The sequence below is a fragment of the Novosphingobium sp. BL-S-20 genome (genome assembly GCF_055521635.1).
In genome coordinates, this window is sequence record NZ_CM145494.1 from 276117 (window position 1) to 300488 (window position 24372).

A 24372-nucleotide genomic window follows, 5' to 3' on the forward strand; every position below is an offset into this window, starting at 1 on the left:
TTATCCATTCATGTTTGGCTTGACGCATAGGTCAGAAAACTCTCGAATGGGGCAGATTTGCAATCGTTGAGTGTTGCGACCGCGAAATTTGAGCCTCCTGACGGGGTTCCCGGTTCGATAGGGAGGTCTTCGCGAAGCCCGTTTACGGCAAAGGCGCCGGTGCGGGCACCGACGCCTTTGCTGTGATGCATTCTTTCGAACGGTGTCAGTGCGAAAACAGCACTGCCGGGGCGCTCGCTTCCGAGAGGAAGTAGGCGGTGACGCCGCCGAACAGGAATTCGCGCAGGCGGCTCTTGCCGTAGGCGCCCATGACCAGCAGCTCCGCGTGGTTCTGGTTCACTGCCAGCGCCAGGGTTTCCTCGGTGGAACCGCGCCTTTCGAATTCCTCGTATTCGGCATGGACGCCGTTGCGGGAAAGATAGCGCAGGGCGTCGGTCGCGGGGAAGCCGCCGGATTTCTCGATCACGGTGACGAGCTTCACCACCTGGCAGCTCTGCAGCAGCGGCACCGCGGCCTTGAGCGCGCTGGCGGCCTGCTCGCCGCCGTCCCAGGCGATGACGGCGCGGCGGATCGGCAGGGTGAAGGCGCGGCCTTCCGGCAGGGCGAGTACCGGAGCGCGGGCGACCATCGCCAGTTGCCCGGCGATTCCGCTGGCGCGCGAGACCACCACCAGGTCGGACAGCCGCGCCGCCCCTGCCAGGGCGGGCACCGGGTCCTGTTCGCTGCGGATGATGTCGAAGGCGACGTCGCCGCGGGTCAGGCGGGTCTCGATGGCCTCGGCGGCCGCATCGTCCTCGCCCCGCGCCTTGTCCAGCGCTTCGGAGATCACGTAACTGCCGCCCATCGGGTCCATGGCGATATAACGCGAGACCGGGGTATCGACGAGCACGGTGATGTGTCCGTTCAGGTGGCGAGCCAGTTCGAGCGCGGCATCGATGCGGGCTTCGCTGTCGGGCTTGCGGTCGGCGTTCACGAGTATCGAGCGCATGGTATTTCTCCCGTTGGTCCGGTTTAACCTACCGCAAGGTCATGGAATTGCCATGACGAAGATCAAATTGGGGAGGTGCCGTCAGGTTCCGAACGGCGGCCAAGAGCCCTGTTGCGGTTCACTCGCTTCTCGATGAAAACTAGCGCTATTCATCGGCGGAAGGCCTGTCTAGTCTCGCTGCAAACGGGAGAATTGCATGAACAAGATCTACCCCAGCGCCGCCGCCGCGCTGGACGGAGTGCTGAAGGACGGCCTGCTGATCGCCGCCGGTGGCTTCGGCCTTTGCGGCATCCCCGAGCGTCTGCTCGATGCGGTGCGCGATTCGGGCGTGAAGGACCTGACTTTCGCGTCCAACAACGCGGGCATCGATAACGAGGGCATCGGCAAGCTGCTGCGCACGAAGCAGGTCAGGAAGATGATTTCGTCCTACGTGGGCGAGAACAAGGAGTTCGAACGCCAGTTCCTCTCGGGCGAGCTGGAAGTCGAATTCTGCCCTCAGGGCACTCTGGCCGAGCGCATGCGGGCAGGCGGTGCGGGCATTCCCGGATTCTACACGAAGACCGGCGTCGGCACCCAGATCGCCGAGGGCAAGGAAGTGAAGGTCTTCCGGGGCGAGGAATATATCCTTGAGGAAGGCATTTTCGCCGATCTCAGCCTGGTGAAGGCGTGGAAGGCGGACGAGAGCGGCAATGTCGTGTTCCGCAAGACCGCGCGCAATTTCAACGTGCCAGCGGCCACGTGCGGCAAGGTCTGCGTGGTCGAAGTGGAGGAGATCGTCCCCACCGGCTCGCTCGATCCCGATGCCATCCACCTGCCGGGCGTCTTCGTCCAGCGACTGGTGCTGGGCGCGCCTTACGACAAGAAGATCGAATTCACGACGACCCGCGAGAGGGAGACCGCCTGATGCCCTGGAATCGTGACGAAATGGCCGCCCGCGCGGCGAAGGAGCTTCAGGACGGGTTCTACGTGAACCTCGGCATCGGCATCCCCACCCTGGTGGCAAACCATGTGCCCAGCGGCATGACGGTGACGCTCCAGTCGGAAAACGGCATGCTCGGGATCGGGCCGTTTCCCTACGCGGATGAAGTCGACGCCGACCTCATCAATGCCGGCAAGCAGACGGTCAGCGAACTGCCGCAGTCGGCCTATTTCGACAGCGCCACCAGCTTCGGCATGATCCGCGGCGGGCATATCGATCTCGCCGTATTGGGCGCGATGGAGATTGCCGAGAACGGCGATATCGCCAACTGGATGATCCCCGGCAAGATGATCAAGGGCATGGGCGGCGCGATGGACCTCGTGGCAGGCGTGAAGAAGATCATCGTCGTGATGGAGCACAATGCCAAGAACGGCGATCCCAAGTTCATCCCGGCCTGCACCCTGCCGCTGACCGGCAAGAACGTGGTCGACATGATCGTCACCGACCTCGCCGTGTTCCAGCGGCCCGATCACCAGAGCCCGTTCAAGTTGATCGAACTGGCGCCGGGCGTGACGGCGGAGGAAGTCGCCGCTAAGACCACGGCGCATTATATAAGCTGACGTCATATAAGCTGACGTCCGCAAAGGAGAGTTCCGGATGGCCTACACTTTGATCACTGCCAATCGGAATTACTCCAGCTGGTCGCTTAGGCCATGGGTGCTGATGAAGGCGCTCGGCATCGATTTCACCGATCGGATCGAGCCCTTCACCGCCCCTGCCAATTACGACGCGTTCCGCAGCTTCTCACCCACCGGACAAGTCCCCGCCCTGCTCGACGGCGAGCGGACAGTCTGGGATTCGCTGGGCATCACGCTCTATCTGGCCGATCGCCACCCCGGCATCTGGCCCGACGACGAAGCCGCGCGCGCCTTCGCGCAGTGTGCCGTGGTGGAAATGCACGGCGGCTTCTCTGCGCTGCGCAACGACTGCACGATGAACGTCGGCACGCGTGTGCGGCCGAGAGCGATGCGTCCGGAACTGGTGCGCGACGTTGCCCGCCTGCGCGAGATATTCGGCGAAGGCCTCTCCCGCTTCGGCGGTCCCTGGCTGGCGGGCGAAAAATTCACCGCGATCGACGCCTTCTTCGCGCCGGTAGCCTTCCGCATCCGCACTTATGGTCTCGACGTTGGCACTTGCCAAAGCTGGGTCGATACCGTGCTGGAGCACCCGGCGATGAAGCAGTGGGAAGCCGAAGCGCTGGCCGAATCCTGGCGCGAGGAAGGCCACGAGGCGGAACTAGCCGAATGCGGTGACGTGATCGCCGACTACCGCACACAGGCCTGATCCGGTGCGGGTGCTGCTGACCGGCTCATCGGGCTGGCTCGGTCGCCATCTGGCGCCGCTGCTGGCCTCGCGCGGGCATGAAGTCACCGGGCTGGATGTTGCGCCGGGGGCCTCTACCCGCGTGCTCGGCTCGGTGGCGGACCGCAGTCTCGTATTCCAGACGGTCGCCCATTACGGGATCGAGGCGATCATTCACGCGGGCGCGCTGCACAAGCCCGATATCGTCCGCAACCCGCGACAGGCCTTCATCGACACCAATGTCACCGGCACGCTCAACCTGCTGGAAGCGGCGGTCGAGGCGGGGCATCCTCGGTTCCTGTTCACCTCCACCACTTCGCTGATGGTGCGCGCCGAGGTGCGGGCCGGGGCAGGCGACGAGGGCGCCTGGTGGATGGACGAGGCCTTCGGCCCGCTGGAGCCGCGCAATGTCTATGGCGCCACCAAGCTCGCCGCCGAGAACCTCTGCCGCGTCGTCTCGCGCGACAGCGGCATGGCCGTGGCGATCCTGCGCACAGGCCGGTTCTTTCCCGAAGACGACGATGTGCATGCGGTTCCGTCCGGCCCCAACCTCAAGGCCAACGAACTGCTCCATCGCCGCCTGACCGTGGAAGACGCGGCGCTTGCCCACCTTGCCGCGCTGGAACGGATCGAGGGCTGCGAGGCCTTCGTGCTTTCCGCAACACCGCCCTTCGCGCGCGAAGAAGCGGCGGAACTGGCCCGCGATGCCCGCGCGGTGATCGCCCGCCATTTCCCGGAGGCCGCGCAGCTCTACGCCCGGCAGGGCTGGGTGCTGCCGGAACGGATCGAGCGCGTCTACGATCCCGCCAAGGCCGAGCGCCTGCTCGGCTGGCGCGCCCGCACCGACTTTGCGAGCGTGCTGGACGCGCTTCGCCGGGGCGATCCGCTGCCTTATGCCCATGATCCCGCATGGATTTCGCCCGTTCTCGGCCAGACCATCTGAACGCGGCGTCTTGTTTGCGTCATCCTGCTGGCGCAGTGTCCGCTCCAAATGCAACGGAGAGTCCTCAGATGACCGATATCGCCGCCATTCCCCTGATCCGCATCGACGGCAGCGCCGACACGCTGGCCAATCACGAGGGCAAGGTACTGCTCGTGGTCAATGTCGCCTCCAAGTGCGGCCTTACGCCGCAGTACGAGGGCCTCGAAAAGCTCTACGAGGACTACAAGGCCAAGGGCTTCGAAGTGCTGGGCTTCCCGGCCAACGACTTCGGCGCGCAGGAACCCGGCACCGACGAGGAAATCGTCGAGTTCTGCCAAATCAACTACGGCGTCTCGTTCCCGCTCTTCACCAAGGCGGACGTGACGGGCGAGGCCAAGCAGCCGCTCTATGCCGCGCTGACCCAGGCCATCCCCACCAAGCAGGGCGACGTGGACGGCATGAAGGAGCGTTTCAAGGGCTACGGCATGACGCCCAACGACGATCCCGAAGTGCTGTGGAACTTCGAGAAGTTCCTGATCGCCCGCGACGGCTCTGTCGTCGGCCGCTTCGCCCCCGGCACCGCGCCGCAGGACGGGTTGCTGGTCGATGCGATTGAGGCCGAACTGGCGAAGTAATCCTGACGGACCTGCGAGGAGGTCAGGCGTCCTCCTCGCATTTCAAAGTACCGTCGCCCCCGCGAAGGCGGGGGTCCCGCTGCCTTTTGCAGCCGTTCCGCGATGCGCCGTAGAAGCGGGACCCCCGCCTTCGCGGGGGCGACGAGAGCTGGGTGGCTTAGTTGCCACCAGCGCAAAAGGGGCTGTGACCTAGTTCCCTACCAGCACGAAGGGCGCCCATGTCGCCGGGTGAGCGCCGCCGGGTACCTGAGGATCGCGCAAGACCTCTACTTGCGCGCGGCGCAGGGCCTCGGCGCGGCTGGTCCGGCCATGCGCCGCTTCCACTGTGCGCAAGGTGAGGCGGCTGGCAACGTCGTCGCGCACCGGCCAGTGCGAGAGCAGCAAGGCCCGCGCTCCGGCCGAGACGAAGGCACGGGCGAGACCCGAGTAAGTCGGCGCATTCTCGCTCTCGCCGGCGCTGGTATCGCAGGCGGAGAGGATCACCCAGTCGGCGTCGAGCTTGAGCTGGGCCACTTCCGAGGCGGTGAGCAGCCCGTCCTCGCCTTCGGTTGCCTCCGCAGGCGGCGTCAGTACCAATGCGGGTTCGACCTGATTGCGATAGGCGCCGCCGACGAGGCCGTGGGTGGCGAAGGCGATGACCCGTGCCTTCGAGAGCGGCGCGGCCTTCACGGCGGCTTCGGTCGCCTGCGCGCCCATGTAGAGTTGCCGCTGGCCGTGGATGTGTTTGGCCATGGCCTGCAACTCGCGCTCGGCGCCGGGCAGCGGTGGAAGCTGGGCAAGCTGGGTGGGATCGCCCGCCAGCGCGTTCGCCCGATCGCTTTCCGGGCCTTCGGGTCCGGGCAGGAGCGGTGCGCCGATCCCGGCGAACCCTTGCGAGCGGCTGCCGCGCTTTCCTCCACCTGTCAGGGTGGCGGCGCTGACGAGCGTGCTCACGGCATGGCGGCGCACCAGCCAGGCGGTGCTGCGCAGAGCCTGCGGATCGGCGTCGTCGCCTTCGGGCGGCGCCGTCACCAGCGTGTCGAAGGGCAGCGAGGCGAGCATGCCGGAGGTCAGGACCGCGAGATCGCGGCTTCCACGCAAGGCCTGGGCGATCGGGGCCGGGAACAGCAGCTGATAGAGTCGCCAGGCGGTCTGCCGGTCGAATGCTGCCGTGCCGTCGGTCAGCACGCCGTCCTCGATCGAGGCGCGCAGCTTGCGCTGGAGGTCGGAGAGGCGGCGCGAGGCGATCGGCGTTTCCGAGGCCACGACTTTGTCATGGGTGACGGCCATGATCACGAGGCCGTCGGAATCCTGTCCATAGAGCACCAGCGCCTGCCCGCGCCCCAGCCTCGCCTGCGCGGCGGCGAGCGTCGCCGGTTCGAAGGCGGTCAGCGAGGCATAGCCGGGGACCAGCTTGCCGATCCTCTCGTCCAGCGCGCGCAATTGCCGTTCGGCGGCGGCGATGGCTTCTCCGGTGCCCGTTTCTGTTCCTGTTCCGGGGCCGGATCCGCTGTGGTCGAGGCCGACTTCACGGTCCTGCCGCTTGCGCAGTTCGCGCAGTTCGGCACCGGCCGAGAGATAGGCGCGGATCGCCTCGTCGGCTTCCGGGCCGTAGCGGTCGCGAATGGCTTCGACCGAGGTGAAGGCGGTCTGGAGATCGCCCATGCCCGCCATCTGCAAGGCGTCGAAAGCGGTTTCCCGATCTCCAGCCGCCATCGCGATCCGGGCTTCGAGAACGAAAGTGGAGGCGGCCTGGTCGCGCAGGCGGATGGTGCCGGTGGCGGCGGTGCTGCGGTCCAGCAGATGGGTGCGCAGCCGCGTCATCGCCGGTTTCAGCCCGGCCAGCGCGGCGGCGGGATCGCCCCGGCGCGCATCGATCGCGGCGCGCAGGGCCAGTCCGGCCACCCGGTCGAGATTTGTCGGCAGGGCGCGGCGGGCATAGGCCGTGTTCACATGGTTCAGCAGGGTCTGCGCCGTGTCGATGTCTCCGGTGGTGACGAGCATCTTGGCAAGGCTCAGTTCGGCCCGCAGCACTTCGGGATCGTCGGGCGATGCGGCGATGCGGCGGGCCATGTCGAGCGCCTTGCGGTAGAGCGCGAGCGCGCGCTCGGTCTGGCCGTCGTCGCGGACGATGCGGGCGATCTGGCCGAACACGTTGGCGCCGGACATCGGCTGGGCCGAGGGCGGCAGGGCCTCGAAGATTTTCGCGGACCTTTCGTAGAAGGCCAGTGCCTCTTCCGAGAAGCCGGCAAGGTCGAGCGCGTAGGCGACGGCATTGAGCGAATAGCCGAGGTCGCGCTCGTCGGGATTGCTGCGGGCCATGCGCAGGTCCAGCGCGCGGCGCAGGATCGGCGTGGCCTGGCCATAGAGACCGGCATCGTTGAGCGCCGCGCCAAGGGCATTGAGCGCCGCCAGGGTCAGGCGGTGATCCTGGCCGAGGTGGGCATCGGCCCAGGTCGCGGCGGCGCGGGCGGCTTCCACGGCAGAGGTTGAATCGCCCGCCTGAATCTGGAGCGTGCTGAGGGTGATGCTGTAGACGACCGGCGATTCGACGTTCCGGCCGGTGCGCGTCGCGGCGGCGCGGGCGATCTGGACGGCTTGACGGATGCGGGGGATCGCTTCCAGCGGCAATCCGCGCCGGTAGTCGATCAGCGCCAGGCCGTAGAGCGCGGCGGCATATTCGCTGCTGTCTTTCCCGGCGATGCTCTCGCTGAGATCGAGCGCGCGCAGCTTGTAGACGCGGGCTTCGTCCAGCTTGCCGAGGCTGGAAAGCGCGGAGCCGATGTTGTTGACGATATCGGCGCGGCGCGGTGTCATCGGCTCGCCCCTTGCGGTCATGTCCGCATCGAACTTGCGGAATACGGCGAGTGCTTCCTCGTAGCGGCCCAGCCAGAACAGGGCCTCGCCGCGCGTAGCTTCGGCCAGGAGCATGTCGCGTGGATCGACTTTGCCGGACTTGCGGGCACGTTCCAGTGCGGTATCGATCCGGCGCAGGGCGGCCTTGGGGTCGCCGGAGGTGTCGTAGTCCGCGAGGGTATGAATTTCCTGCTCGGGCGTGTCGGGTGCGGGAAGGCCTGCCGCCTGCGCAACCGTACCGATTCCCGCCACAAGGCCTGCCGCCAAGCAGGCCCAACGCCGCATCTTCATCTGTGCCCCCGACCGGGCATCGACTCATGGGCGAATCCCGCGTCGAGTCCGGCAACCGGATATTCAAGCGCAGGATTCGGCAGGCGGGGCAAGCGCCGAATTGTTCTTTCGGATCAAGCGCCTCTTTAATCTGCGGGAGAGCAAGTTTGGGAGAGGAACTGACCGAACGTTGAAAACCTGTCCAACACTTCCTCGTCGTCCCCGCGAAGGCGACGGTGGTGGGAGGGCGAGATGGCAGAGGGGAAGCGTGCAGTGGCGGCGTCCGGTTCCGATTCGTCGAATACGCCGGACGCTCAGCCCTCGCCGGTGGCGACCGGGCGAGCGGGGTCGGCGATCCATTCGCTCCACGATCCGGGATAGAGGCGTGGCTGGGGCAGGCCGGCGACCGCCATGGCCAGGGCATTGTGACAGGCCGTCACCCCCGAGCCGCAGGAGAGCACTGCCGGAGCCTCGCCGAGCAGCGCGGTGAAGGCGGCTGCGAGATCGGCGGCAGAAAGGAAGCGACCGTCCGGGCCGAGGTTGTCGCGAAAGAAGCGGTTGCGGGCGCCGGGGATATGGCCCGCGACAGGGTCGATCGGATTGGGATCGCCGCGGAAGCGCGAGGGATCGCGGGCATCCAGCACTTGGCCCTCGCGGCTGTCGATATTGGCGAGCACCTGCCGTGCGGTGAGCGGCGCGGGCACCAGCGTCTCACCCGCGGTAAAGTCTCCGGCGGCGGCGGGGGAGGGATCGCCGGTCTCCATCGGCAGCCCCGCCTGCTCCCAGGCCTGCTTGCCGCCGTCGAGTACCGCAACCTCTGCATGCCCGACCCAGCGCAGCAGCCACCAGGCGCGCGCCGCCCAGGCGCCGCCGCTCGAATCGCAGGCGACCACCTGCTGTCCGCGCTTCAGTCCCTGTGCGCGCAGCCAGGCGGCGAAGGCGACCTGGGCGGGAAGCGGATGGCGGCCGTTGGTCCCGTCCGGCGGTCCGGCGAGATCGTCGTCGAGATGGGCATAGCGCGCGCCCGGCAGGTGCCCGGCGCGATAGGCTTCGCGTCCCTTGTCCGGCGCGCCCAGTTCGAAGTCGCAGTCGAGGATCAGCACGTCCTCTCCGGCGGCGAGGAGGTCATGAAGCTGGGGCACGGAAATCAGGGTCTGGAATGCCATCGGTCTGCCTTGGAGAATTGCCGCGCGGCGTTAGGAGACGAGGCGGCCGCTGTCGACGCCGCCCGTCTCAATTGGCACCCGGACCGGCGCCTTGCAACAGGACGGCGGAAACGAAAACGGGCCGGGCTTCCGCTGGGGAAACCCGGCCCGCTTCAAGGCCTTCCGGCTGTCCTGAGGATCAGGCCAGTGCGGCCTTCAGCGCGTCGGCAAGGTCGGTGCGTTCCCAGGGGAACAGGTCGCCTTCCGGCTTGCGGCCGAAGTGGCCGTAAGCGGCGGTCTTGCCGTAGATCGGCTTGTTGAGGCCGAGGCCGGTGCGGATGCCGCGCGGGGTCAGGCCGCCGAGCGTGTCGGCCGCGACCTTGGTGATCGCTTCTTCGAGCGCGGCATCGCTGGCGGTGCCGGTGCCGTGGGTGTCGACGTAGAGCGAGAGCGGCTCCGACACGCCGATGGCATAGGCGATCTGGATCGTGCAGCGCTTGGCAAGGCCCGCGGCGACGACGTTCTTGGCGAGGTAGCGGGTGACATAGGCCGCCGAGCGGTCGACCTTGGTCGGGTCCTTGCCCGAGAAGGCGCCGCCGCCATGCGGTGCCGCGCCGCCGTAAGTGTCGACGATGATCTTGCGGCCGGTCAGGCCCGCGTCGCCGTCAGGGCCGCCGATCTCGAACTTGCCGGTCGGGTTGATGTGGAACTTGGTGTTCTCGGTGACGAAACCGGCGGGCAGGATCTCGCCCACGGCCTTCTTCACATAGGCCTTGAGTTCCGCGTCCTTGGCGCCTTCGTGGTAGCCGGCCTTGTGCTGGGTCGAGACGACCACGGCGGTCGCTTCCACCGGCACGCCGTCCTTGAAGCGCAGGGTCACCTGGCTCTTGGCGTCGGGTTCCAGGAACGGGGCTGCGCCCGAGTGGCGGTCGGCGGCGAGGCGTTCGAGGATCTTGTGGCTGTAGTCGAGCGTGGCGGGCATGAGGTCCGGCGTCTCGTCGCAGGCGAAGCCGAACATGATGCCCTGGTCGCCGGCGCCTTCGTCCTTGTTGCCGGCCGAGTCCACGCCCTGCGCGATGTCGGCGCTCTGCGGGTGGAGGTGGTTTTCGAACAGCAGGTCCTGCCAGTGGAAACCGGCCTGTTCGTAGCCGATGCGCTTCACGGTCTCACGGACGATGTGCTGGATTTCCTCCTGCGCGCCGTCTTCCCAGTGACCGTCCTTGTCGATCATGCCCTTGCCGCGCACTTCGCCGGCAAGAACGACGCGCTGGGTGGTGGTCAGGGTCTCGCAGGCGACGCGGGCTTCCGGGTCCTTCGAGAGGAAGAGATCGACGATAGCGTCGGAAATCTGGTCCGAAACCTTGTCGGGATGGCCTTCCGAGACGCTTTCGGAAGTGAAGACATAGTCATTTCGCATCGTGACACCACATATAAAGAAATCTTTATGTGGGTAAGGGTCTAGCGGCGACGGCGGCGGAGCGCAATAACGGAAAGCGCAACAATCCAGAAAGCCGCGGCAAGTGCCAGCGGCAGCCGGTTTCCGAAAATTGCGAAAGGCGTGGGTTCATGCGGCGGCGGAATGCGTCCGTCGAGCCGTCCGGCCCGGTGCCAGGGGACATGGGCACGCACCAGTCCGTCGGCGTCGATCACCGCGCTGATGCCGGTGGTGGTGGAACGCATGACCGGCAGGCCTTCCTCGATCGCGCGCAGCCGTGCCTGGGCGAGATGCTGCGGCGGCCCCCAGCGGCCGAACCAGCCGTCGTTGGAGGGATTGAAGATGTAGTCCGGGCGGACCCGCGGATCGACGACATGGCCGCTGAAGATGATCTCGTAGCAGATCTGCACGCCGACTTTGCCCCAGCGCCCCATGTCGAACGTCTGCGGGCCGGGACCCGGCCAGAAGTCCATCGCGCCGGGCACGAAGCGGGTGGCGCCCAGCGGTTCGAGCAGCCAGCGCAGCGCGAGATACTCGCCGTAGGGCACGAGGTGCGCCTTGGAGTAGCTCGCCAGCAGATTGCCGTTGCCGTCGATCATCGAGACCGAGTTGCGCGCGGCGACGGCCTCCTCGTCCTTGAGCACCAGATCGACCGCGCCGGTCATCAGCAAGCCATAGGGGCCGATCACCCGGCCGATGCGCTCGCGGGCGAGCACCGGATCGCCCGCATAAGTGTACATGCGGTAGAGAAACGGCGGATAGCCGTCGCGGATATAGTCGCCGAGGCCAGATTCCGGCCAGAACACGACGCGGGTCTCGCCCGGCGAGCGGGGCACGGAGAGCTTGGCGAGCTTGACGAAGTTGCCCTCGTAATAGCGCGGGTCGTCGATGAATTCCTGGCGGATGTCGGGCTGGACCAGCGTGTAGCGCACCGCGCCTTCGCTGCGCTCGGCCCAGCGGTCGGGCAGGATCATCAGCGCGGCGAGGGCGGCGAAGGCCGCGAGGGCGGGCAGCGGCCAGAGCCAGCGCGCGAAACCGGCAGAAGCGCGGGTCAGGCGCCAGAACAGGCCGGGCAGGCAGGCGATCAGGACCAGCAGGCCGGAAAGGCCGTAAGTCCCGGTCCAGGGCACGGCCATGGCGAGGCCCCGGCTTTCGAAGCCTCCGAGCAGCGCGATACCGAGCGGATTCCAGGCAAAGCCGGTGAAGACCCAGGCGCGCAGCCACTCGCTGACGATCCAGGCCGGGGCGAAGGCGAGGGCGAGGAGGAGGAAGGCGCCGGGGCCTCTGCGATTCTCCTTCCCGTCGAACCGCAGCACCAGCCATGCGCCCAGCGCGGCGAGGCCGGGATAGATCGCGAGGTAGAGCGAGAGCAGGAACACCGCGATCATGCCCAGCCAGGCGGGCATGGAGGCCTGATAGGTGAAGGCGGTCGCGATCCAGTTGTTGCCGAGCGTGAAGTGCCCGATCCCGAAGCACCAGCCGATCAGGAAGGCGCGCCGCCAGCCGGGGGCGCGGAGCACGAGTTCGGCCAGCACGGCCACGCCGATCAGGGTGAGCGGCCAGAGCGCCAGCGGCTGGAATCCGCAGGCCGCAGCGGCGCCTGCGACAATCGCCGCAAGACCGGCCGCAAGGCGCGGGCGGCGTTCGAGAAAGTCCAGTACGGGTTTCAGGGCCGGGCCTCGTGCCGAAGGGGATCGATGGCGCCGCTATGGAGGGGCAAGGCGGTGCGAGGCAAGCGAAGTTCGCGCAGCGCCTGTTCGAAAGTGTGGTCCTTCAAAAACGAAAACGCCCCACGCCTTGCCTTGCGGCGAGACATGGGGCGTTTTCGTTCGGGATGCCTTGGGGCTTTTGGCAAGCCCCTCGGAATCTTACGAGCCTACCGCTTCCAGCGGGCTTTCGCCGCCTTCGTCCGCTGCTGCAGCCTTGCGGGTGCGGCGGCGGCGCGGCTTTTCTTCGGCGGTCTCGGCTTCATCGCCGGCCTGCTCGACAGCCTTTTCAGCAGCCTTGGCGGCGCGAGTGCGCTTGGCCGGGGCCGCGGCGATTGCCGGGGGCAGGGTTGCCGGGTCGAGGTTGGCGGACGGCTCGGCTTCGGCGGCAGGCGCTTCGTTGCCGGAGGTCTCGCCCTCTTCCTCATCGCGGCGGCGGCGCGGCTTGCGCTGCTTCAGGCCGCGCGAGGCGCGGTTGTCGCGAACGAAGGGATTCTCGGCCGGTTCGTAGACGGTCGTCTCGCCTTCGGCCGGAGCCTCGTTGCCGGGAGCGGCGACGGCGGTCTCTTCCTCGACGGTTTCGACGCGGGGCGCACGCTCTTCGCGGCGGAAGTCTTCGCGGCGCGAATCTTCACGGCGCGGTTGGCGCTCCTGGCGCTGTTCCTGCCGATCCTGGCGATCGTAATTGCGTTCCTGACGCTCGGGACGCTCCTGCCGTTCGGGGCGTTCCTGACGCTCCGGGGCGGGCGAATCGAAGTCGCCGTAGTCGTCGACCGCGTAATCGTCGCCGTAGTCGGGCGTGCGATCGTCGCGGCGCGGCTGGCGCGCTTCTTCCTGGCGTTGCTTCTGGTCGGCAATGACGCGGAAGTAGTGATCGGCGAACTGGAGGTAATATTCCTCCTGCACGCGGTCACCGTTGAGGTGCGCGTCATGGGCCAGCTTCTTGTACTTCTCCAGCATCTGCGGTGCATTGCCGCGAGCCCTGCTGTCGATTCGGTTGATTTGCTGACCGCCCTGCTGGCGATTGTTACCGCGACCACGCCGACGGTTATTACCACGATTATTATTCAAGGATTATTTCCTCAAAACCCAGGGCATCGGCCTGTTCCTGTCGGGCCGATCTGCCACACGTCACATGATCACGGATCGCCCCCGAGTGCCGTGAACTCCACCGTTTGCCGTGCCGAAGCGCTAAACGCCGCGACGATCTGCAAAGATTGGAGGCGAGCCGCCCACATGGGAAATTCCATCCATGTGCCGGTTCGACGTAATCCTTAGGCATTCCGGGGCGGAATTCCAAGTGAAAACTTACGCAGCTGTTGAAAACTCCAGCACGCGCGGTCGATTGCCGAGATCGCGGTGCAGGCGGCTGGAAAGACCGGATTTCGCCCCGATCGCGGCAACGGCCTCTGCCTGTTCGTGGCCGATTTCCACCAAGGCGGCCCCGCCCGGCGCCAGCAGGCCGGGCAATTGAGGCACCAGCACGCGGTAGTCGTCCAGCCCCAGTTCGCCCGAATAGAGCGCGCTGGCAGGCTCGTAACCGGCGACCGAGCGGTCGAGCGTCAATGTGGTTTCTACGTAGGGCGGATTGGCCAGGATCAGATCGAAGGGACCGCCCAGCGGCTCGGCCCAGCCGGGGGCGTGCCAGTCGACCAAGGCCATGCGGGCGCGGCTTGCGAGACCGAGCGCTTCGGCATTGCCTGCCGCGACGGCGAGGGCGCCGGGCGAACTGTCGATACCCACGCCACTCGCCTCGGGCAGGTTGGCGAGGACCGCCAGCAGCAGCGCGCCGGAGCCGGTGCCGCAGTCCAGCACCCTGCGAGCATTGGGCCGGGCAGCGAGGGCGGCTTCGACCAGCACTTCGGAATCGCCGCGCGGGATCAGGACATCGGGGCCGACCGCGAAGGGTAAGCCGAAGAATTCCTGATGGCCGGTGATATAGGCGACGGGTTCGTGCTCGGCGCGGCGCTCCACCAGCGGTTCCAAGCCTTCCGGGGCGGCGTCGCGCATGCGCGAGAGCAGCATCGACGAGCGCGAGCAGCCCAGCGCATGGGCCATCAGCACTTCGGCATCGAGCCTTGCGGTGTCGCTGGTCGCGGCAAGGCGCTCCGCTGCCGCGCGGATAGCTTCGCCGACAGTCATGTCAGGCATCCATGGCGGCGAGGCGCTTGGCCTCGTCCTCGGCGAGCAGGGCATCGACCATTTCGGCAAGGCCCGGGCCTTCGAGAATCTCGGGCAGGCGGTGCAGAGTCAGGTTGATGCGGTGGTCGGTCACGCGGCCTTGCGGGAAGTTGTAGGTGCGGATGCGCTCCGACCGATCGCCGGAGCCGACCATGGCCTTGCGCGCCTCGGCCTCGGCGCCGTGGGCCTCTTCGCGCATCTTCTCGTAGAGACGTGCGCGCAGGACCTGCATGGCCTTTGCCTTGTTCTTGTGCTGGCTGCGCTCGTCCTGGCAGATCACCACCAGATTGCTGGGCAAGTGGGTGATGCGCACCGCCGAATCGGTGGTGTTGACGTGCTGGCCGCCCGCGCCCGAGGCGCGGAAGATGTCGATCTTGAGGTCCTTGTCCTCGATCTGCACATCGACTTCGCTGGGTTCGGGCAGAACCGCGACGGTGGCCGCCGACGTGTGGATGCGCCCACCCGATTCGGTGACGGGTACGCGCTGCACGCGGTGGACGCCGCTTTCGAACTTCAGCTTGGCGAAGACGCCCGCGCCGTTGACGTTGGCGACGACTTCCTTGAACCCGCCAAGGTCGTTGGCGTTGACGGAGATCATTTCGACCCGCCAGCCCTGTTCGGCGGCATAGCGTTCGTACATCCGGTAGAGGTCGGCAGCGAAGAGCGCCGCTTCGTCCCCGCCGGTGCCGGCGCGGATTTCCAGCATGGCCGGGCGCACGTCCGCCGCGTCGCGCGGCAGCATGGCAATGGCGAGCTGGCGTTCGGCTTCGGGTAGTTCGGCCTTGAGGCGGAGCACTTCCTCCTCGGCCAGCGCGCGCATGTCGGGGTCCGGGTCTTCCAGCGTCTGGAGCAGGTCCAGTTCGCCGCGCATCGCCACCACTTCGGCGGCGACGCGCGCCACCGGCTCCAGCTCGGCATAGTCGCGGCTGGCGGTGACGAAGGCCTCGCCCTCCAGCGTGCCCGAGGCAAGGCGCGCCTCAAGCTCCGCGAAACGCGCGGCGATCTGCGCCAGACGGGTGTCGGATACGCTCACGGATGGACCGACTGGAGCACCTGCTCGACCGCGAGATATTCTGCGGTCGGCTCGGCCGCGCGCAGGTTCGCCACGGGGGCGCCGTCCTTTACGCCGAACGAGACGAGCACCCTGGCACCCATCTTCACCGCCTTGTCGAAGCGCTTGCGGGCCGATCCGGTGGCGACCATTTCGGCATCGAGGCCCTGGAAACGCAGCGCGGTGATGACCTTCTGGGCATAGCTCAGCGCGGCATCGTCCTCCACCGCGAGCACCACGGTCAGCGGTTCTTCGGTGAGCGACCCGGCATCGGCGACCAGCATCGACAGGCGCTCGATCCCCGCCGCCCAGCCCACGGCCGGAGTGGCCGGGCCGCCGAGGCTCTCCATCAGCCCGTCATAGCGGCCGCCGCCGAGCACCGTACCCTGCGCGCCGAGGCGGGTGGTGACGAATTCGAAGGCGGTGTGGCGATAGTAGTCCAGCCCGCGCACCAGCGAAGGCGCGCGCTCATAGGCGACACCGGCGGCATCGAGGCCCGCCGTCACCGCCGCGAAGAAGTCCTGCGCTTCGGCGGAGAGGAAGGTGTCGATCTTCGGGGCGTCGCCGACGAAGACTTTGTCGCGCGGGTCCTTGGAATCGAGGATGCGCAGCGGGTTGCGCTCAAGGCGGTCTTGCGAATCTTCCGAAAGCTCGGCCTTGTGGGCGCGGAAGTATTCGATGAGGGCAGCGCGCCAGGCATCGCGGCTCTCGGCATCGCCCAGGGTGTTGAGCTGGAGCGTCACGCCGTCGGCAATGCCCAGTTCCTTGAGCAGCTGGTCGGCCATGACCAGCAGTTCCACGTCGGCGATCGGTTCGGGCGAGCCGATCAGTTCGGCGTCGATCTGGTGGAACTGGCGATAGCGGCCCTTCTGCGGACGCTCGTAGCGGAACAGCGGGCCGTGCGTCGCGATCTTGACCGGGGCGAACTGCTTCCAGCCATTGGTCAGGTAGGCGCGGGCGATACCGGCGGTGAATTCGGGGCGCAGGGTCAGCGATTCGCCGCCGCGATCCTCGAACGAGTACATTTCCTTGGAGACGACGTCGGTCGTCTCGCCGATCGAGCGCGAGAACACTTCGGTCTTTTCAAAGACCGGCATTTCGGCGCGGCGGAAGCGGTAGAGCTTGCGGATACGCTCGAACGTGTCGACGACATGCGCGAAAGCCTCGGCATCGGTGCCGAAGATGTCCTGGGTTCCGCGGATCGCCTGGGGCGTCTTGATCGATGTCGTGCTCATAACGCGCGCGCTTAGCCCGATTGCGGCGGCGGGGAAAGTGGTTGCGGCGCAGGATGGGGGAAACGGGGAGGTCCGGCCCTCTTTGGATCGGGGTAGAGATTGCGGCGATCCGTGGTCCCTTGCTGGTGAAGCGAATTGGATGGTTGCCAAACCGCGCAACAGCCGCAAAGAATGCTGAAATGAAATATCGTAACGCGGTCGTAACGCTCCTCGCCCTCCTTTCGGTTTCAACCCCCGCTCTTGCGCAGGATTCCGCCCAGCGGAGCCGTCCGACAGCGCCTGCGCTGCCCGCGCCGCTGCCCGCCGCGCAGGACAAGCCCTACGCCGGGACCATCGCGCTCGATATCGATGCCAGCGATGTCGTCCACGGGGTCTACCGCGTCACCCAGCAGTTCCCGATCGCCGCCGGAACCGGCAAGCTGACCCTGGTTCAGCCGAGTTGGCTGCCCGGCAACCACTCGCCGACCGGCCCGGCGGCGCTGCTGGCGCAGATTCACTTCTTTGCCGACGGCAAGGAGATCAAGTGGCAGCGCGACACCGTGGCGGTGAACGCCTTCCACCTCGACCTTCCCGCCGGAACCCAGGTCGTCACCGCGAAGTTCATCCACACGTCCCCGGTGCAGGCCAAGGAAGGCCGCATCACGATGACGCAGGAAATGCTCAACCTCCAGTGGGAGAAGATGAGCCTCTATCCCTCGGGCTACTACACGCGCGGCATCACCGTGAAGCCGACCGTGAAATTCCCGGCGGGCTGGACCGTTTACACCGCGCTCGACGGCAAGGTGCAGCAGGGCGACACCGTGACCTGGACGCCGACCGACTATGAGCGTCTGGTCGACGAGCCGATCTTCGCGGGCAAGTATGCCCAGCGCTGGGACCTCGGCCATGACGTCAGCATGGACGTGGTGGCGGACGAGGCCAAGCTGCTCGGCATCACGCCCGAGCACATGAAGAGCTACCGCAACCTGGTGTCCGAAGCGCTGCTGACGTTCGGCGCGCGGCACTTCGACCATTACGACTTCCTGCTGGCGCTGACCGACCGCATGGGCGGCATCGGCCTCGAACACCACCGTTCGAGCGAGAACCAGATGGAACCCAAGGTCTGGACCGAGTGGGACAAGATGGACTGGGATCGCAACGTGATCCCGCACGAGTTCGTCCATAGCTGGAACGGCAAGTATCGCCGCCCGGCCGATCTCTGGACGCCGGACTACCAGCAGCCGATGCAGAACACCCTGCTCTGGGTCTACGAGGGTCAGACCCAGTTCTGGGGCTATATCCTTGCCGCGCGTTCGGGCGTGCAGACCAAGCAGACCATTCTCGACACCCTGGCGGGCGCGGTCGCACGCTATTCGGAAGCAACGCCGGGTCGCGGCTGGCGTTCGGTGGAGGACACCACATTCGCGCCGGTGCTCAACATGCGCCGTCCGCTGCCCTACACCTCCGTCACCCGCACCGAGGACTACTATGTCGAAGGCGCGCTGACCTGGCTGGAAGCGGACCAGATCATCCGCCAGGGCACCGGCGGCAAGAAGGGCCTCGACGATTTCGCCAAGGCCTTCTTCGGCGTGCGCGACGGCGACTGGGGTGAGCTGACCTACGACTTCGACGAAGTCGCGAAAGTGCTGAACGGCGTCTATCCCTACGACTGGGCCGGATTCCTGAAGACCCGCATCTACGAGACCAACCAGCCCGCCCCGACCAAGGGGATCGAGATGGGTGGCTACAAGCTGGTCTGGAAGGAAACGCAGAACGGCTACGAGAAGGGCGTCTCGGAATCGCGCAAGTCGCTCGATCTCACCTATTCGCTGGGCGTGACGCTGGATAACGACGGCACCGTGACGGCGGCCGTGTTCGACGGTCTCGGCTACAATGCCGGCCTCGTCAGCGGCGTGAAGATCGTCGCGGTGAACGGCACGGCCTATAGCGGCGAGGGCATCAAGGATGCGATCACCGCGGCCAAGTCGGCCAAGACGCCGATCTCGCTGCTGGTCAAGCGCGGCGATGCCTTCGATACCGTGGCGCTCGACTATCACGGCGGCCTGCGCTTCCCCTGGCTGGAAAGCACTACGCCGGGCAAGGTCAACGGCCTCGACCGCCTGCTGGCGCCCCGGAGCAAGTAGGGCAGCAAGCAGGAATTCGGTGTCTGGGCGGCTCGATCGGGTCGTCCAGGCGCAAAAGTATGGCCCGGAAGCGGATTTCGATCCGTTTTCCGGGCTTTTTCCTTATGTTCTCAGGGCATTCGTCGATCACAGGGGCGCTTGTGTCGCAAACTGGAGACATCTGCTGCGACAAGGCGGTTGCGATGCATAACTTGCAAGGCTAAGCCCCCGGTCAAAGATGAACCGGCACGAGAGTTTCCGTGCCTGTAATGTAAGGACCAACATGCGCATCGACATGATTCCTGTCGGCAAGAACCCGCCGGAGAGCCTGAACGTCATCATCGAGGTTCCCGTTGGTGGTGAGCCTGTGAAGTACGAGTTCGACAAGGACTCGGGCGCCCTGTTCGTCGACCGTATTCTGCACACGCCGATGCGTTACCCTGCGAACTACGGTTTCGTGCCGCACACGCTTTCGCCCGACGGCGATCCGCTCGACGCGCTGGTCGTCGCCCGCTCGCCCTTCGTCCCCGGCTCGGTCGTGCGCGTTCGCCCGATCGCGGTGCTGAACCTGGAAGACGAGCACGGCGGCGACGAGAAGCTCGTCTGCGTGCCCGACGACGCGACCTTCCCGTACTATTCGGACGTGCAGGAAAAGGGCGACCTTCCGGGCATCGTGTTCAGCCAGATCGAGCACTTCTTCACGCACTACAAGGACCTTGAGGCTGAGAAGTGGGTGCGTGTCGGCACCTGGGGCGGCGCCGAGGAAGCCCGCCAGATCGTGATCGAGGCGATCGAGCGCTACCAGACCGAAGGCAAGAAGGTCGAAGCCTGATCCAGAGTTGGTTTTCCACCCCCATGTGGAACGAAGGGCCGGCGGTGTGAACCGTCGGCCCTTCTCGTTTCCGCCCTGTCCCGGTTCCGAGGTGTCCTATGTCCGGCGCGGTCAGTCCACGACGAGGAAGTAGTCGGCCTGATTCCGCCCGCCGTTGCGTACTTCGATCATGTAGCGCTGGGTGAAGATCGGCACCCAGCGGCAGGCGCGGTGCTGGGCATCGGCTACGCAGACCGGTTTGTGGGCAGCATCGATCACCCGCAGGCTGAGCGGCTCGCCGCCGACGGTGGAAAGGGCGATGCTGGCCTTGCGGCCGGAGAGGAAGACCTGCTGGAACCTGTCGCTCTGGCCCGCGCCGATCTGGCCGGAGCGATATCCGGGGCCGAGCGGGCTGCCGCGCAACGCCGCGCCGGTAGGGGCGGGTGCCAGGGCGCGCCAGGCGGGCACGGGGTCGGTGCCGGTCCAGCCTTCCATCGGATGTGCACCGGACCTGTCGATGACGCGCAGGGCATCGGCCAGTGCGGCACGGTCGCCGCTGTTTCCGGCTTGTTCGGCGGCCTGCCGCGCGGAAGTCAGCGCCTTGGCGACGCGCTCGTCCCGACTGCCTTCCTGGGCTGCGGCCGAAATCGCGAACCCGCCCGCAAGCAGGGCCGCGCCGCAGAGGACGGGAAGAATCGTCTTGGCCGCGATCATGGTTTCGACTCCGGAGCGATCGTGAAGCAGGCTCCCTTTTCGGAGGGTACGAGCGCAATTTCAAGATGATGGCGCTCGGCGATCGCCCGGCAGAGCGCAAGACCCAGTCCCGCACCTTGTTGTCCCGCCCCCTGTTGTCCGGCCCCGTTCAGGTCATAGGCCTCGTGGTTGGCGGCGCGGCCGAACTTGTCGAAGATCTTCTCGCGGTCTTCCTCGGGCACGCCCGGCCCGTCGTCGCAGACGGTCAGCTTCGGCCCCCGTTCCAGTTCCAGCCGGACGGTACTGCCGGGCGGGACGAACTTGAAGGCATTGTCGAGCAGGTTGGTGATGAGCCGGGTCAGCTGCATTTCCTCGCCCTCGATCATGACGCCGGGAGTGATGGCGAGTTCGAAGGTATGGCCCGATTCTTCGGCGCTGTCGGCATAGAGTTCGCCCAGCCGCTCGGCGAGCGTGCTGAGGTTTACCGGCGCGAGGCCGTGGCGGTCGCCGCGCCGCGCCTGGCTGGCGGCAATGTCGAGCAGCGATTCGAGCATGCGGATGATGCCGCGAATCTCCAGCCGGGCATCGATGATGCGCGCGGCGGTTTCGCCGTCGGGCGTCGCCGCCAGCGCTTTTACCAGCCGGTTGTCGAGGTGCATCAGCGGCGTGCGCATCTCGTGCGCCACCTGGTCGGTGGTCTCGCGCTGGGCGCAGGCGAGGCGGCGCAGGCGCGAGAGGGCCTCGCCGGAATGACGGGTCAGTTCGTCGATCTCGTCGCGGTCCTTCGAATCGCGGGCGAGCTGGGCAAGGGCGGCATCGTCGGGATGGCGGAAGGCGGCGTTGATCCGCTCGATGCGTCCGGCCAGGCGGCGGGCGGCGAGCAGGCCCGCCAGCGCGACGGCGCCCACCGCCAGCAGCCCGCCGGCCAGGAAGGTCAGCGCCACCTGCCGCAGCAACAGGCCGAGATCGCGATATTCGTGGGCCACCAGCAACCGCAGGTCGGGGCCGAGCTGGGTCGCCCGCGCCAGCGCGCGTGCGCCATCGGGAAGCACGACGTCGCCCGCCTCCGACACGCCGGCATGGAGGCCGGGCCAGGTCCTGAGATCGCCCGCCAGCTTTGCACCTTTGGCATCGGCCAGCAGATAATGCGCCGGATTGTCGTCGCGCGGCTGGAGGGCGAGGCGGTCGTTGATGCGGTTGGACAGTTCCACCGCGCCGCCGCTGGCGAAGATGTCGACCATGCCTGCAAGGTCTACGTCCACCGCGCGTTCCAGCGCGAGACGGTTGGTGCGCTGGATCGTCGTGTCGGTCAGCAGCCAGAGGCCGAAGGTGATGAGCGCGGCGATGAGGATCGCCGAAACCACGATCTGCGCGAAGATCGATCTATGGGTACTGACGAGGCGCACCATGGTCCTAGCGCCCGTCGAGCAGGCGGTAGCCCGAACCCCAGATCGTTTCCAGCGCGGGAGAATCGAAGCCGTCCTCCAGCTTGCGGCGCAGGCGGCCGATATTCACGTCGACCACGTTGGTCTGGGGATCGAAATTCATCTTCCAGACGTCGCGCAGCAGCATCTCGCGGGTGAGGATTTCTCCGGCATTTTCCATGAAGTAGCGGAAAAGCTCGAATTCCTTGGGGCTGAGCGCGAGGTGGCGGTTGTTGCGGAAGGCGGTGCGCGCCTTCACATGGCACTCGAAGGCGCCGAAGAGGATCACTGCGCTATGCTCGCGGCCCGACGCGCGGCGGTGCAGGGCACGCAGCCGGGCGAGCAGTTCGGGCGCCTCGAAAGGCTTGGCGAGATAGTCGTCGGCCCCGGCGTCGAGTCCCTCGGCGCGGTCGCTGGTGCGGCCCAGCGCGGAAAGCATCAGCACCGGCGTGCCGATCCCGCTTTCGCGCAGGCGCGAGAGGATCGTCAGCCCGTCGAGATCGGGCAGCATGCGGTCGAGGATGATGACGTCGAAGTTCTCGACCCCGGCCAGCCGCAGGCCTTCCTGGCCGCTGCCCGCCCAGACGAGCGCGATGCCCGACTGCTGCGCCAGTTCCTGCACCTGGGAGGCGGCGCGGGTGTCGTCTTCGATGTAGAGGGTCTTGGGGCCGCTCATGGCACAGTTCGCTTTGGCAGGATCGCCGCCGGAACCCGGTCCGGACGGCGATCCTGCAAGGTCCGTCGATCGATCAGCGGGCCGAGGCGTTGGTGGCCTGCGGCGCGGCCGCCGAGGCATCCTGCGGCAGGCCGCCGAGTTCGGTCACCAGTTTGGTATAGGCATCGAGATAGGCCAGCACGATGATCTGGCCGATCTGGGTGTTCTGGTAGCCGCCGCCCGCGGCGCCGCCGAAGGTGCCGCCGAAGAAGCCGCCACCGCCGCCGCCGAAGCTGACGTCCGACTTGCGGGCATAGCCCTCGGTCAGCGCTTCCTCGACCGTGGTGCGGGCGTTGACGACGGAGAGCGTGACGTTGGCCTCGCCCTTCTTGACGTTGAGACCGCCGGCGATCGCGCCGACGCCGCGGCCGAACAGGCCGCCGACGCCGCCGAGCACGGCACCGAGGCCGCCGCCGCCCGAATTGTTGTTGGTGGAGACGATGTCCGGCTGGAGGAAGTAGTCCGCCGCCTTGATCTGGCCCTTGCCGATGTTCGAGCCCTTCTGAAGCTCACCCTGTTCGGCCAGCGCGCGTTCCATGGCGCTGTTCTGGAGCGAGCGGCCACGGTTCACCAGCGTGAAGCAGCCGGACTTCTGCACGAAGACGCGCAGGATCGCCTCGGGGCTGCCCAGGCTGAGTTCGCGCCACCACTGGGTGTCGGGCTCGACGATGGAGACGGTGCCGAGGTTCTTGCGGCACACCGGAATCTGCTGGGTGCCCTTGTCCTGGATCTTGCGGGCGGACGACTTGTCTTCGGCAAATGCCGAAGGCGCCGTGGCCATGACGGCAAGCGCGGTCAGCGCACAGGCGATCTTCTTCATGATGACTTCCCTCTGTTGCAGCGGGCCACTGTCGCGTCTGACTTGCGTCGCAGGGGGCGCGACATGACCCGGCCTTCCCAACCCCCGGCAACTCTAAGCCCGAAATCGCTCCGGGCAAATGACTATTGCTGTGAGATTTCAGTCCGGCGAATTCACCAGGGCGAAGCTGCCGTCTACTTCGGGGCGACCGCCATGTTGTCGATCAGGCGGGTGGTGCCGATCCGCGCGGCGACCAGCAGGCGCATCGGCGCTTCGCCGCGTTCGCCAAGCAGGGTCAGGGCGTCGGCATCGCGCAGTTCGGCATAGTCCACCGAGGAGAAGCCGCCGCCCAGCAGGGCCGCATCGAGGCCCGCGAGCGCGGTGGCGACCGGCTCGCCGCTTTCGATTGCGGCGATCGCGGCTTTCATGGCCGTCGGCAGCGTAACCGCCTGAACGCGCTGCTCCTGCGTGAGGTAGGCATTGCGCGAGGACTTCGCGAGGCCGTCCTCCTCGCGCACGGTCGCCACGCCGAGCACGGCATCGACATGGGGCCGGGTCAGGTCGAGGTCGCGGGTCATGCGGCGGATCACGGCGAGCTGCTGCCAGTCCTTCTCGCCGAACAGCGCCACGTCCGGCAGGACCTGGTGGAACAGCTTGCAGACCACGGTGGCGACGCCGTCGAAATGGCCGGGGCGCGAGGCGCCGCAGAGGCCGTCGCTGACGCCCGAGACCGAGATGTTGGTCGCGAAGCCCTGCGGATACATCGCCTCGACCGTGGGCGCCCAGAGCAGGTCCACGCCTTCCGCCTCCAGCAGCGTGCTGTCGCGTTCGAGCTGGCGCGGATACTTGTCGAGATCCTCGTTCGCGCCGAACTGGAGCGGGTTCACGAAGATCGAGACGGCGACGTGCTCGGCGTGCTTCTTCGCTTCGCGCACGAGTGTCAGATGGCCTTCATGGAGCGCGCCCATCGTGGGCACGAGGGCGATCTTTCCCGATTCCCGCAGCCCGGCAATGGCACGGCGCAGTGGATCAAGGCTGTGGAGGGTTTGCATTGGGTGTCCCTGCTCCGATAGGATGCACTTGACCGATGGTCGCGGCTGCCTTTAGCCGCACCGCGCCCCAGTGAGCAATGGGGGTGAGCAAC

General features: G+C 66.8%; 21 protein-coding genes. 7 read left to right on the plus strand and 14 right to left on the minus strand.

The annotated features are described in order from the left end of the window. Positions 1 to 205: 205 nt before the first annotated feature. Positions 206 to 988 carry a universal stress protein gene (locus ACZ1II_RS08955; protein WP_465146107.1) on the minus strand — a complete coding sequence of 261 codons (783 nt, stop codon included), beginning with the start codon at positions 986 to 988 and terminating at the stop codon, positions 206 to 208. Between the two features lie 196 nt (positions 989 to 1184). On the opposite strand from ACZ1II_RS08955, the gene ACZ1II_RS08960 reads away from it, so the two are divergent. The 5 genes from ACZ1II_RS08960 (at position 1185) to ACZ1II_RS08980 (ending at position 4826) form a co-directional block, all read left to right on the plus strand. Then, complete coding sequence (locus ACZ1II_RS08960) at positions 1185 to 1892, plus strand: CoA transferase subunit A (protein WP_465146108.1); 708 nt, start codon at positions 1185 to 1187, stop codon at positions 1890 to 1892. After that, on the plus strand, positions 1892 to 2527 hold the full coding sequence (locus ACZ1II_RS08965) for a CoA transferase subunit B (RefSeq protein WP_465146109.1): 636 nt from the start codon (positions 1892 to 1894) through the stop codon (positions 2525 to 2527). Before ACZ1II_RS08960 ends, ACZ1II_RS08965 begins: the two co-directional genes overlap by 1 nt. A gap of 37 nt (positions 2528 to 2564) precedes the next feature. Beyond that, positions 2565 to 3251 (plus strand): glutathione S-transferase family protein, encoded by a 687-nt coding sequence (locus tag ACZ1II_RS08970; protein ID WP_465146110.1) that lies wholly within the window; start codon positions 2565 to 2567, stop codon positions 3249 to 3251. 4 nt (positions 3252 to 3255) lie between these two features. Then, on the plus strand, positions 3256 to 4212 hold the full coding sequence (locus tag ACZ1II_RS08975) for an NAD-dependent epimerase/dehydratase family protein (RefSeq protein ID WP_465146111.1): 957 nt from the start codon (positions 3256 to 3258) through the stop codon (positions 4210 to 4212). Positions 4213 to 4280: 68 nt separating this feature from the next. After that, positions 4281 to 4826 carry a glutathione peroxidase gene (locus ACZ1II_RS08980; protein WP_465146112.1) on the plus strand — a complete coding sequence of 182 codons (546 nt, stop codon included), beginning with the start codon at positions 4281 to 4283 and terminating at the stop codon, positions 4824 to 4826. 189 nt (positions 4827 to 5015) lie between these two features. On the opposite strand, the gene ACZ1II_RS08985 is transcribed toward ACZ1II_RS08980, so the two are convergent. The 8 genes from ACZ1II_RS08985 to hisS form a co-directional block, all read right to left on the minus strand. Continuing rightward, a complete protein-coding gene (locus ACZ1II_RS08985; protein ID WP_465146113.1) occupies positions 5016 to 7952 on the minus strand; it encodes a CHAT domain-containing protein in 2937 nt (978 codons plus the stop codon). Positions 7953 to 8245: 293 nt separating this feature from the next. Next, entirely contained in the window at positions 8246 to 9097 is an 852-nt protein-coding gene (locus tag ACZ1II_RS08990; protein WP_465146114.1) for a sulfurtransferase, read from the minus strand. Between the two features lie 178 nt (positions 9098 to 9275). Further along, positions 9276 to 10493, minus strand: coding sequence for a methionine adenosyltransferase (gene metK / locus ACZ1II_RS08995; RefSeq protein WP_465146115.1), 1218 nt, complete (start codon positions 10491 to 10493; stop codon positions 9276 to 9278). A gap of 41 nt (positions 10494 to 10534) precedes the next feature. Continuing rightward, complete coding sequence (lnt, locus tag ACZ1II_RS09000; protein ID WP_465147268.1) at positions 10535 to 12169, minus strand: apolipoprotein N-acyltransferase; 1635 nt, start codon at positions 12167 to 12169, stop codon at positions 10535 to 10537. Positions 12170 to 12379: 210 nt separating this feature from the next. Continuing rightward, positions 12380 to 13288 carry a DUF4167 domain-containing protein gene (locus ACZ1II_RS09005; protein ID WP_465146116.1) on the minus strand — a complete coding sequence of 303 codons (909 nt, stop codon included), beginning with the start codon at positions 13286 to 13288 and terminating at the stop codon, positions 12380 to 12382. A gap of 237 nt (positions 13289 to 13525) precedes the next feature. Beyond that, positions 13526 to 14368: a peptide chain release factor N(5)-glutamine methyltransferase gene (gene prmC / locus ACZ1II_RS09010; protein WP_465146117.1), complete on the minus strand. Its 843-nt coding sequence runs from the start codon at positions 14366 to 14368 to the stop codon at positions 13526 to 13528. Beyond that, complete coding sequence (gene prfA, locus ACZ1II_RS09015; protein ID WP_465146118.1) at positions 14361 to 15431, minus strand: peptide chain release factor 1; 1071 nt, start codon at positions 15429 to 15431, stop codon at positions 14361 to 14363. The genes prmC and prfA overlap by 8 nt, the downstream gene beginning before the upstream one ends. Then, positions 15428 to 16684 carry a histidine--tRNA ligase gene (gene hisS / locus ACZ1II_RS09020; RefSeq protein WP_465146119.1) on the minus strand — a complete coding sequence of 419 codons (1257 nt, stop codon included), beginning with the start codon at positions 16682 to 16684 and terminating at the stop codon, positions 15428 to 15430. Before hisS ends, prfA begins: the two co-directional genes overlap by 4 nt. Before the next feature lie 179 nt (positions 16685 to 16863). On the opposite strand from hisS, the gene ACZ1II_RS09025 reads away from it, so the two are divergent. Together ACZ1II_RS09025 and ppa are read left to right on the plus strand one after the other, a co-directional pair. Continuing rightward, the gene (locus ACZ1II_RS09025; RefSeq protein WP_465146120.1) at positions 16864 to 18807 is read left to right on the plus strand and encodes a M61 family metallopeptidase; all 1944 of its coding nucleotides are present in this window, start codon (positions 16864 to 16866) and stop codon (positions 18805 to 18807) included. Positions 18808 to 19069: 262 nt separating this feature from the next. Continuing rightward, entirely contained in the window at positions 19070 to 19618 is a 549-nt protein-coding gene (gene ppa / locus ACZ1II_RS09030; protein WP_465146121.1) for an inorganic diphosphatase, read from the plus strand. A 111-nt stretch (positions 19619 to 19729) separates the two neighbouring features. Here the strand turns inward: ppa and ACZ1II_RS09035 are convergent, their stop codons facing one another. The 5 genes from ACZ1II_RS09035 to panC form a co-directional block, all read right to left on the minus strand. After that, entirely contained in the window at positions 19730 to 20311 is a 582-nt protein-coding gene (locus tag ACZ1II_RS09035) for a hypothetical protein (RefSeq protein WP_465146122.1), read from the minus strand. Next, entirely contained in the window at positions 20308 to 21699 is a 1392-nt protein-coding gene (locus ACZ1II_RS09040; RefSeq protein ID WP_465146123.1) for a sensor histidine kinase, read from the minus strand. Before ACZ1II_RS09040 ends, ACZ1II_RS09035 begins: the two co-directional genes overlap by 4 nt. A 4-nt stretch (positions 21700 to 21703) precedes the next feature. After that, positions 21704 to 22390, minus strand: a complete 687-nt coding sequence (locus ACZ1II_RS09045) for a response regulator transcription factor (protein ID WP_465146124.1) — start codon at positions 22388 to 22390, stop codon at positions 21704 to 21706. 73 nt (positions 22391 to 22463) lie between these two features. Further along, complete coding sequence (locus tag ACZ1II_RS09050) at positions 22464 to 23249, minus strand: CsgG/HfaB family protein (RefSeq protein ID WP_465146125.1); 786 nt, start codon at positions 23247 to 23249, stop codon at positions 22464 to 22466. 173 nt (positions 23250 to 23422) lie between these two features. Further along, entirely contained in the window at positions 23423 to 24280 is an 858-nt protein-coding gene (gene panC / locus ACZ1II_RS09055) for a pantoate--beta-alanine ligase (RefSeq protein WP_465146126.1), read from the minus strand. Positions 24281 to 24372 lie beyond the last annotated feature (92 nt).